This window comes from Amycolatopsis minnesotensis (assembly GCF_039529815.1).
GTDB lineage: Bacteria > Actinomycetota > Actinomycetes > Mycobacteriales > Pseudonocardiaceae > Amycolatopsis > Amycolatopsis minnesotensis.
On sequence record NZ_BAAANN010000086.1, the window covers coordinates 1 to 10,056 of the forward strand.

Here is a 10,056-nt window from a genome sequence, read left to right on the forward strand (position 1 = left end):
TCGCCACCCACACCGAAAACACCACCGGCGCCACGGTCGTGCCGACCCTGCGCCGCGACGACGGCGACTGGGACCGCTTCCTGCTCTCCGCCGCGCAGACCTGGGTCACCGGCACCCCCATCACCTGGCCCGCCCCGGAAAACCCCGTCCCCGTCGCGCTCCCGACCTATCCGTTCCGGCACCGGGACTACTGGCCGGAGCCGGTGGCACCGGCCGCCGCGGTGCGGCCCGGCGCGGACTGGCGGTACCGGATCTCCTGGAAGGCACTGGAAACCGGCCCGCTCGTCGGCGCCGCGGGACGACGCGTGGTGGTCCTGCCCGACCACGGTGACGAGGCATGGCTCGCCGGAGTGCTCGACGCGCTGCGCGCCGACGGCGAGATCGCCGAGATCCGCGGCACCGACCAGCTCGCCGCGAAACTGGCCGAGGCCGGGCCGTGCGACGCGGTGCTTTCCTTGCTGGGCACGACACCGGGCGAGGATTCACCGGGTGTCGCGCTGGCCTGGACCCGCACCGTCGCGTTCACCAAGGCCGTGTCCGAGGCCGGTCCCGACGTCCCGATCTGGCACCTCACCCGCGCGGCGACCGGGGACGGGGCCGATCCCGTGCAGTCCGGGCTGTCCGGCCTGCTCCGCGTGATCACGCTGGAGACCGGGGAACCCCGCGTGGGTTCGATCGACCTGCCCGAGTCGCCGGACGCCGCCGCCCTTGCCTGGGCGTTGCGCGCGGCCGGGGACGAAGACCAGCTCGCGGTCCGCGGCCGGCGGGTGCTCGCGCGGCGGCTCGTCCGCGATCGCGGGGACACCGCCGTCCACGAGGCCGTCACCTTCGACGGCGCGACCCTGGTCACCGGCGGTACCGGCGGCATCGGGCCGAGGCTCGTCCGCAGGCTCGCCGACCGGGGCGCGACCACGGTCGTGCTCGCGAGCCGCTCCGGCGGCCAGGCACCCGGCGTCGCCGGGCTGCGAGCCGAACTCGCCGAGCGCGGGGTCCGGGTGGAAGCGGTGTCCTGCGATGTCAGCGACCGCGACGCCACGCTGGCGCTGGCCGGGCAGCTCCGGGAGCAGGGCGTCGAAGTGCGGTCCGTGTTCCACGCGGCCGGGGTCGTGGACACCGTGCCGATCGCCGGGTCGGACCTGTCCGAATGGCCGCGGGTCTGCGCGGCCAAGGTGCTGGGCGCCCGCAACCTCGACGAGGCGTTCGGTGCCGATCTCGACGCCTTCGTGGTGTTCTCGTCGAACGCGGGAGTCTGGGGCAGCGCCGGGCAGAGCGCCTACGCCGCGGCCAACGCCTTCCTCGACGGGTTCGTCCGCGAACTCCGCGCGCGAGGGCGGCACGCGCTCTCGATCGCGTGGGGCGCGTGGGGCGAGGTCGGGATGGCCACCGAGGAGACGGCGTCGCTGGAGCTGTCCCGCCGCGGGGTGCGGCCGATGCCGCCGGAAACCGCGCTCGACGTGCTCGAAGACGCGCTCGCGGCGGACGAGTCGTTCCTGGCCGTGGCGGACCTGGACTGGGAGCGGTTCGCCGCCACCTTCGCCGCCACCGGGCCGCGCCCGCTGATCGGCGACATCCCCGAAGCCGCCGCGGCGCTCGCCGGGCCGTCGGAAAGCGGGGACGGGTTCGCCGAACGGCTGGGGAGTCTAACCCGCGCGGAACAAGGGGAACACCTACTTCGATTGGTGACTACCCAAGCAGCGGCCGTCCTAGGTTATGCACCGGGCGAGCTCGTGGCCACGGAGAAGGCGTTCCGTGATCTCGGGTTCGACTCGCTGACCGCGGTCGACCTCCGCAACGCGCTCGGCAGGGCGACCGGGCTCGCACTGCCGGCCACCCTGATCTTCGACCACCCGAACGCCACCGCCCTCGCCGGTCACCTGCACCGGCAGCTGATTCCCACGACCACCCACGAGACGATCCACACCGGACTCGACCAGCTCGAAAGTTCGCTGGCCGAGCTGCGGTGCGACCAGGCCGAACGGGGCCAGATCGCGCGGCGGCTGCGGCACCTGGCCGAGCACCTCGTCGACGAGCACGACGCCACGACCCCGGACGGCGACGATCTCGAAGCGGCGGGTGCGGACGAACTGCTCGCCCTGATCCAGAGCGAGTTCGGCCGCGGTTGAGCGCGGTGTCGGTGGCACGGCCGCCGGAGGCCCGGCGTACCCCAGGAAGGTGTTTTCGTTGAGCGTCGAGCAGAAACTCCGCGACTACCTCAAGCGCGCGACAGCCGACCTGAGGGAAGCCAAGGACCGGGTGCGCCGCCTGGAGGACGAGCGCGGCGAACCCGTGGCGATCGTGGGCATGGCTTGCCGCTACCCCGGTGACGTCTCCTCGCCCGCCGAGCTGTGGGATCTCGTCACCGAACGCCGTGACGCCATTTCCCCGGTACCGGGCGACCGCGGCTGGGAAGCCACTTCGGCGGTCGGCGGGTTCCTGCCCGGCGCGGGCGACTTCGACGCCGGGTTCTTCGGCATCTCCCCGCGCGAGGCGCTCGCGATGGACCCGCAGCAGCGGCTCCTGCTGGAGTGCTCGTGGGAGGCGCTGGAGACGGCGGGCCTCTCGCCGGCGGACCTGACCGGGTCGCAGGTCGGCGTGTTCGTCGGCACCGCGGGGCAGGACTACCCGGCGCTGCTGAACGCGCTCGGTGCCGCCGAAGAGGTGGCGGGGCACATCGCGACGGGCAACATCGCGTCGGTGCTGTCCGGCAGGGTGGCCTACACGCTCGGCCTCGAAGGGCCCGCGGTGTCGGTGGACACGGCGTGCTCGTCTTCGCTGGTGTCGCTGCACCTCGCCGTGCAGTCGCTGCGGCGCGGCGAGTGCACGTCGGCGCTGGCCGGTGGCGTGACGGTGATGTCGACGCCGGGCGCGTTCGCCGAGTTCGACAAGCAGGGCGGGCTTTCCGCGGACGGGCGGTGCAAGCCGTTCGCCGAATCGGCCGACGGCATCACCTGGTCCGAGGGCGTCGGCATGCTGGTGCTGGAGCGGTTGTCCGACGCGCGGGCGAACGGGCACCGGATACTGGCCGTGGTGCGGGGTTCGGCGGTGAACTCCGACGGCGCGTCGAACGGGCTCGCGGCGCCGAACGGGCCCTCGCAGCAGCGCGTCATCACGCGCGCGCTGGCCGACGCCGGGCTCGGAGTGTCCGATGTGGACGTCGTCGAGGCGCACGGCACCGGTACGAAGCTCGGTGACCCGATCGAGGCGCAGGCGTTGCTCGCGACCTACGGGCAGGGCCGTGACGAGCCGCTGTGGCTGGGCTCGGTGAAGTCCAACATCGGCCACACCCAGGCCGCCGCCGGGGTCGCCGGTGTCATCAAGATGGTGGAGTCGCTGCGGCGCGGGGCCCTCGCCGCGACGTTGCACGTGGACGCGCCGTCGTCGCATGTGGACTGGACAGCGGGTTCGGTCGAGCTGCTGACCGAGGCGCGGGACTGGCCGGAGACGGACCGCCCCCGCCGGGCCGGGGTGTCGGCGTTCGGCATCTCGGGCACGAACGCGCACGTCATCCTCGAACAGGCCCCGGATCCCGTTGAAGAAAGGGAAGAACCGGCTCCCGAACCGGCCGTGGTGCCGTGGGTGCTGTCCGCGGCGTCCGAAACCGCGCTGACCGGCCAGGCAGATCGGCTGCTGACCCATCTCGACGGCGGCGCGGCGGGCACCCACGCCGAACTCGCCGCGGCACTGGCCGGCCGGTCGCGGTTCCGCCACCGCGCGGTGGCCGTCGGTGCCGATCGCGCCGAACTCGACGGCGCGGTGCGCGCGCTGGCCGATGGCGAGCCCTCGGCCGATCTGGTGACCGGTGTGGCCGATCTCGGCGGCGAAGCGGTGTTCGTGTTCCCCGGCCAGGGCGCCCAGTGGGCGGGCATGGCCGCGGACCTGCTCGGCACCTCCGCGGTGTTCGCCGAGCGCATCGACGCGTGCGAGACCGCGTTCGCGCCCTATGTGGACTGGTCGCTCCGCGCGGTGCTGCGCGAAGACCCTTCGGCGCCCTCGATGGACCGAGTCGACGTCGTGCAGCCCGCGCTGTTCGCGGTGATGGTGTCGCTCGCGGCGCTGTGGGAGTCCTTCGGCGTGCGACCGGCCGCGGTGGTCGGGCACAGCCAGGGCGAGATCGCGGCCGCCTGCGTCGCGGGTGTGCTGTCGCTGGAGGACGCCGCGCGCGTGGTCACGTTGCGCAGCAAGGAACTCGGTGCCATCGCGGGCACCGGTGGCATGGTTTCGGTCGCGCTGCCCGCGGAACGGGCCGAAGCCGACATCGCCGCCGCGGGCGCGGGTGAGCTGGTTTCGATCGCCGCCCTCAACGGCACGTCCTCGGTCGTCGTCGCGGGTGCCCCCGAGGCGCTCGACGACCTCGTCGAGCGGTGGACCGCGCGCGAGGTGCGCGCCCGCCGGATCCCGGTGGACTACGCCTCGCACTCGCCGCAGGTCGAGGCGATCCGCACCGAACTGCTCGCCGTGCTGGACGGTCTCGCGCCGTCGGAGTCCCACGTGCCGTTCCACTCGACGCTGACCGGCACCGTCCTTTCCGGACCCGAGCTGGACGCGGCCTACTGGTACCGCAACCTCCGCGAGACGGTCCGGTTCCAGCCGGTGGTCGCCGCGCTCGCCGAGGCGGGCCACGACCTGTTCATCGAGATCAGCCCGCAGCCGGTGCTTTCGGCCGCGCTCGGCGAAACCGTCGGCGACGACGGCAGGGCCGCCGTGGTCGGCTCCCTCAAGCGCGGCGAAGGCGACTGGCGCCGTTTCCTGCGCTCGGTCGCGGAAGCGCACGTGCGCGGCCTCGCCGTCGACTGGCGGGCCGCGTTCGCCGCCGCAACGTCGCGTGTGGACCTTCCCACCTACGCCTTCGACCACACGCGGTTCTGGCCGCGTCCCGGCATGGCGCGCCACGACGCCCGCTCGCTCGGCCTCGGCGGCGTGCGCGATCACGCCTTCCTCGGCACGATCACCGGCCTCGCCGGCAGCGGGGACGAGGCGGGGAACCACTGGGTGCTGTCGGGCCGCCTGTCGCCGCAGGCCCAGCCCTGGCTGCGCGATCACGACATCCTCGGCTCGGTGATCTTCCCCGGCACCGGTTTCGTCGAGCTGGCCCTGCGCGCGGGCGATCTCACCGGGCACGACGGCCTCGACGACCTCACGCTGACCGCGCCGCTCGTCCTGTCCGGACAGGACGCGACACAGCTCCAGATCCTGGTCGACGGCCACGAGTTCCGCGTCCACGCCAGGCGGGAAACACCGTCCGGCGACGGCGCCTGGACATTGCACGCCACCGGCTCCTTCGCCACCGAGTCGTCCACTGTGGACACCGGATGGGCGGCTCAGTGGCCGCCGCCGGGTACCGCGGCCGTCGATGTCGCGGAGTTCTACTCGAACCTCGCCGAGGGCGGTTTCGCCTACGGCCCGGCCTTCCGCGGCCTCGAAGCCGCGTGGGTGGGCGACGGCGAGGCGTACCTCGACGTCGCGCTGCCCGCCGAAGGCGGGCCCGCCGGTGCCTTCGGCGTACACCCGGCGATGCTGGACGCGGCCTTGCAGGGGCTGGGTTTCGTGTCCGACGGCACCGCCAGGGTGCCGTTCTCCTGGGACCGCGTGGCACTCGGCGTCTCGGGTGCCGACCGGCTCCGGGTGCGGGTCAAGGCCGACGCCCCGGACGTGGTGTCGCTCGACGCGGTCGACGCCTCGGGTGAGCTGGTGCTGTCCGCGGGCAGCGTGGTGATGCGCGCGGTCTCGGCCGGCCAGTTCACCGCGGCGGACGACACCGAACCGCTGCTGGAACCGGACTGGGTCGCCGTCGAACTGGCCGAACCGGGCGAACAGGGCCGGTGGGTGCTCGGCGACGGCGTCGACCACGCCGTACTGCCGGACTTCACCGGCGGCGACGACTCCGCGCCGGAGGTCAGGGTCATCGGCCTCACCGGCGAGTCCACACAGGACAAGGTCGAAGCCGTCCTCGAAACCGTCCAGGCGCTGCTGGCCGAGGACGAGCCTTCGCACCGGCTGCTCGTGCTGGTGCGCGGGGGCGTCGTCGTCGACCCGGCGGGCGACCAGCCCCCGGTCGACATCGGTGCCGCGGCCGTGCTGGGCCTGCTCCGCTCGGTGGCGAACGAGCAGCCGGGACTGGTCACCGCGGTCGACGCCGACGAGTCCTCTGTGGACCTGCTGCCCGCGGTGCTCGCGTCGGGACTGCCCGAAGCCGTGCTGCGGGGCGGCCGGTGCTTCACCCTCCGGCTGGCCAAGCCCGGCAGCGAACTGCCGCTCCCGGACGGCGACTGGCACGTCACCAAGGCCGGCTCCGGTGCCATCGGCGACCTGCGCCTGACCCGCGCCGACCGGCGAGAGCTGCGCTCGGGCGAGGTCAGGGTCGAGGTGCGCGCCGCGGGCCTGAACTTCCGCGACGTGCTGACCGTGCTCGGGATGTACCCGGGCGAGGTGGCACCGCTCGGCTTCGAGGGCGCCGGTGTGGTCACCGAGGTCGCCGGTGACGTCACGTCGCCGTCCGTCGGCGACCGCGTGTTCGGCATGTTCCCGGCCGCACTGGCCGCCACCGCAGTCGCCGACGTCCGGATGATCGCCCCGATCCCGGACGGCAGGGCGTTCGACGAGATGGCGACGCTGCCGATGGCGTACCTCACCGCGTACTACGGGCTGCACGACCTCGCCGGGATCGAGGCGGGGGACCGGGTGCTCGTGCACGCCGCCGCGGGTGGCGTCGGGATGGCCGCCGTGCAGCTCGCGAAGCACTGGGGCGCAAGGGTTCTCGGCACCGCCAGCCCCGGCAAGCAGGAACACCTTCGTCGCCTCGGGCTCGCCGGCGACGAGATCGCGTCCTCGCGGACCTGCGAGTTCGAAGACGTCTTCCGCGCGACGGCGGGCGAGGTCGACATCGTGCTCAACTCGCTCAAGGGCGAGTTCATCGACGCGTCGCTGCGGCTGCTGGCCGACGGCGGCCGGTTCATCGAAATGGGCAAGACCGATCTCCGGAACCCCGAAGGCGTGCGGTACCGGGCCTTCGACCTGATCGAAGCGGGCCCCGAGCGCACCGGCGAGATGCTGCACGAGGTCATGGCGCTGCTGCGGGACGGCGAGATCGACGTCCTGCCGGTCTCGGTGTGGCCTGCCAGGCGGGTGCGCGAGGCATTCCGGTTCATGGCGGGCGCGCGGCACGTCGGCAAGGTCGTGGTGCGCATGCCGCGGCGGCTCGACAGCGGTCCCGTGCTGATCACCGGCGGCACCGGCGATCTCGGCATGATCCTCGCGCGGCACCTCGTCGCCGAGCACGGCGTGCGCGATCTGGTGCTGCTGAGCCGATCCGGCGGCGGCGAAGACCTCGAAAATCTCACTGTAGAGCTGGCAGCGCAAGGAGCGCGCGTCCGCGTGCGGGCGTGCGACGTCACCGATCGCGACAGCCTTTCCGCGGTACTGGCGGAAAGCGGGCCCGTGTCGGCCGTCTTCCACGCCGCGGGTGTCGTCGACGACGCCACCGTCACCGGCCTGACGCCGGAGCGGATCGAGCGCGCGCTGGCACCGAAGCTCGGCGGCGCGTGGCTGCTGCACGAACTGACCGCGGGCATGGACCTGAGCCACTTCGTGCTGTTCTCCTCGGTCGCCGGCCTGCTCGGCAGCGCGGGGCAGGGCAACCACGCGGCGGCCAACTGCGCGCTCGACGCGCTCGCCGAACACCGGCAGGCGCACGGCCTTCCCGCCACGTCGCTGGCGTGGGGCCCGTGGGAAGGCGGCACGGTCGGCAAGCTGACCGGCACCGATATCGCCAGGATGGGCCGCGCGGGGATGCGGATCCTCACCGCGCGGAGCGGCATGGCACTGCTCGACGCCGCGCTCCGGTCCGGAAAGCCCGTGCTGGCCCCGGTTCTGATCGGGGGCACCGAGACCGTCGCCGAGCAGGTGCCGCCGCTGCTGTCCGGGCTGCTGCGCCCGGCCCGCCGCCGTTCCGCGGCGCGGTCCGCGCTGGCACCGGCCGGCGGTCTCGCCGACCGCCTGCGCACCATGGGCGGAGCCGACCGCGCCGAGCACGTCACCGAGCTGGTGCGCGCCGAGGTCGCGGTGGTGCTCGGGTTCGGCTCCGGCAAGGAGGTCGACGTCCGCCGCGGCTTCAAGGACCTCGGCTTCGACTCGCTGACCTCGGTCGAGCTGCGCAACCGGCTGTCCGGCGCGATCGGCCACCGGCTCCCGTCCACACTGGTCTTCGACTACCCGGACGTCACCACGCTCGCCGCCTACGTGCTCGACGAGCTGGGACTGGGCGCCGACACCGCCGCGGTCACCTCACCGGTCCGCGCCGTCACGAGCGACGACGACGATCCGATCGTGATCGTGGGCATGGCCTGCCGGTTCCCCGGCGGGGTCGAGTCGCCGGAAGCCCTGTGGCAGCTCGTCGAATCCCGGTCCGACGCGATCGGGCCGTTCCCGGACAACCGCGGCTGGACCGGCGAAAGCGGCGAAGGCGGCTTCGTCGGCTCGGCCACCGAGTTCGACGCCGAGTTCTTCGGGATCTCCCCGCGCGAGGCGCTTTCGATGGACCCGCAGCAGCGGATGATCCTGGAATGCTCGTGGGAGGCGCTGGAGCGCGCGGGCATCGACCCGCACACGCTGCGCAAGAGCGACACCGGCGTCTACCTGGGACTGTCCTATTCGTACTACCAGACCGTGGTGGGCCAGTCCGACGAGGGCTCGCGCGGGTTCATGGTCACCGGGGTCACGCCGAGCGTGGCCTCCGGGCGGATCTCGTACTTCCTGGGGCTGGAAGGCCCCGCGGTGTCGGTGGACACCGCGTGCTCGTCGTCACTGGTCTCGCTGCACCTGGCCGGGCAGGCGCTGCGCGGCGGCGAATGCTCGATGGCACTGGTCGGCGGCGCGACCGTGCTCGCCACGCTCGGCCTGTTCGCCGAGTTCGAGCTGCAGGGCGGCATGGCGGCCGACAACCGGTGCAAGGCGTTCGCGGAGGCCGCCGACGGCACCGCGTGGGGTGAAGGCGCCGGGGTCATGGTGGTCGAGCGGCTGTCCGACGCCCGCGCGAAGGGCCACCAGGTCCTCGCCGTGGTGCGGGGTTCGGCGGTGAACTCCGATGGCGCGTCGAACGGCTTGACGGCGCCGAACGGTCCGTCGCAGCAGCGGGTGATCCGTGCGGCGCTGGCCGATGCCGGGCTCGAAGTGTCCGATGTGGACGCTGTGGAAGCCCACGGCACGGGCACGAAGCTCGGTGACCCGATCGAGGCGCAGGCACTGCTGGCGACCTACGGGCAGGACCGCGACGAGCCGTTGTGGCTGGGGTCGATCAAGTCGAACATCGGGCACACGCAGGCCGCCGCGGGGATGGCCGGGCTGATCAAGATGGTGGAGTCGTTGCGGCGCGGGGTGCTGCCCGCGACCCTGCACGTGGATTCGCCGTCGTCGCACGTGGACTGGTCCGCCGGTGACATCGAGCTGCTGACCGAGGCGCGCGAGTGGCCGGAGACGGGCCGTGCCCGCCGGGCCGGGGTGTCGGCGTTCGGGATCTCGGGCACCAACGCCCATGTGATCCTGGAGCAGGCACCCGCCGAACCGGTTGTGGTGCCCGAGGCATCCGAAATCGCCGGGCCGGTACTGGTGCCGCTCTCGGCTCGGGATCCGCGGGCGCTGGCGGACGTGGCCGCCGGGGTGCTCCCGGTGCTGGAGTCCGAAGCGGACGTGGCCGGGGTGGCCCGGTTCCTGACGACCCGCCGGGCCCGGTTCGACCACCGCGCCGCGGTGGTGGGCGCCGGCCGCGCGGAGATCATCGCGGGACTGGCGGCGATCGCGGCCGGTGACCGCGCCGAGGTGGCACCGGGCGTGGTGTCCGGGTTCGCACGGGCGCGGGACCGGGTCGTGTTCGTGTTCCCCGGTCAGGGTTCGCAGTGGGCGGGTATGGCGATGGGGTTGCTGGCGTCTTCGCCGGTGTTCGCGGAGTCCATTAGGGACTGTGAGGCGGCGTTGGCGTCGTTTGTGGACTGGTCGCTGACCGAGGTGCTCACCGGGGTCGAGGGTGCGCCGGGGCTGGACCGGGTGGATGTGGTGCAGCCGGTG

2 protein-coding genes are annotated in these 10,056 nt (G+C 73.2%); both read left to right on the top strand.

The window, feature by feature from the left end; all coding sequences use genetic code 11:
* On the top strand, nt 1-2,123 hold a 2,123-nt coding region (locus ABD256_RS43620), incomplete at its 5' end, for a beta-ketoacyl reductase (protein WP_344432220.1).
* A 58-nt stretch (nt 2,124-2,181) separates the two neighbouring features.
* Nucleotides 2,182-10,056: SDR family NAD(P)-dependent oxidoreductase (locus ABD256_RS43625; protein WP_344432222.1), on the top strand; the 7,875-nt coding region annotated here is incomplete at its 3' end.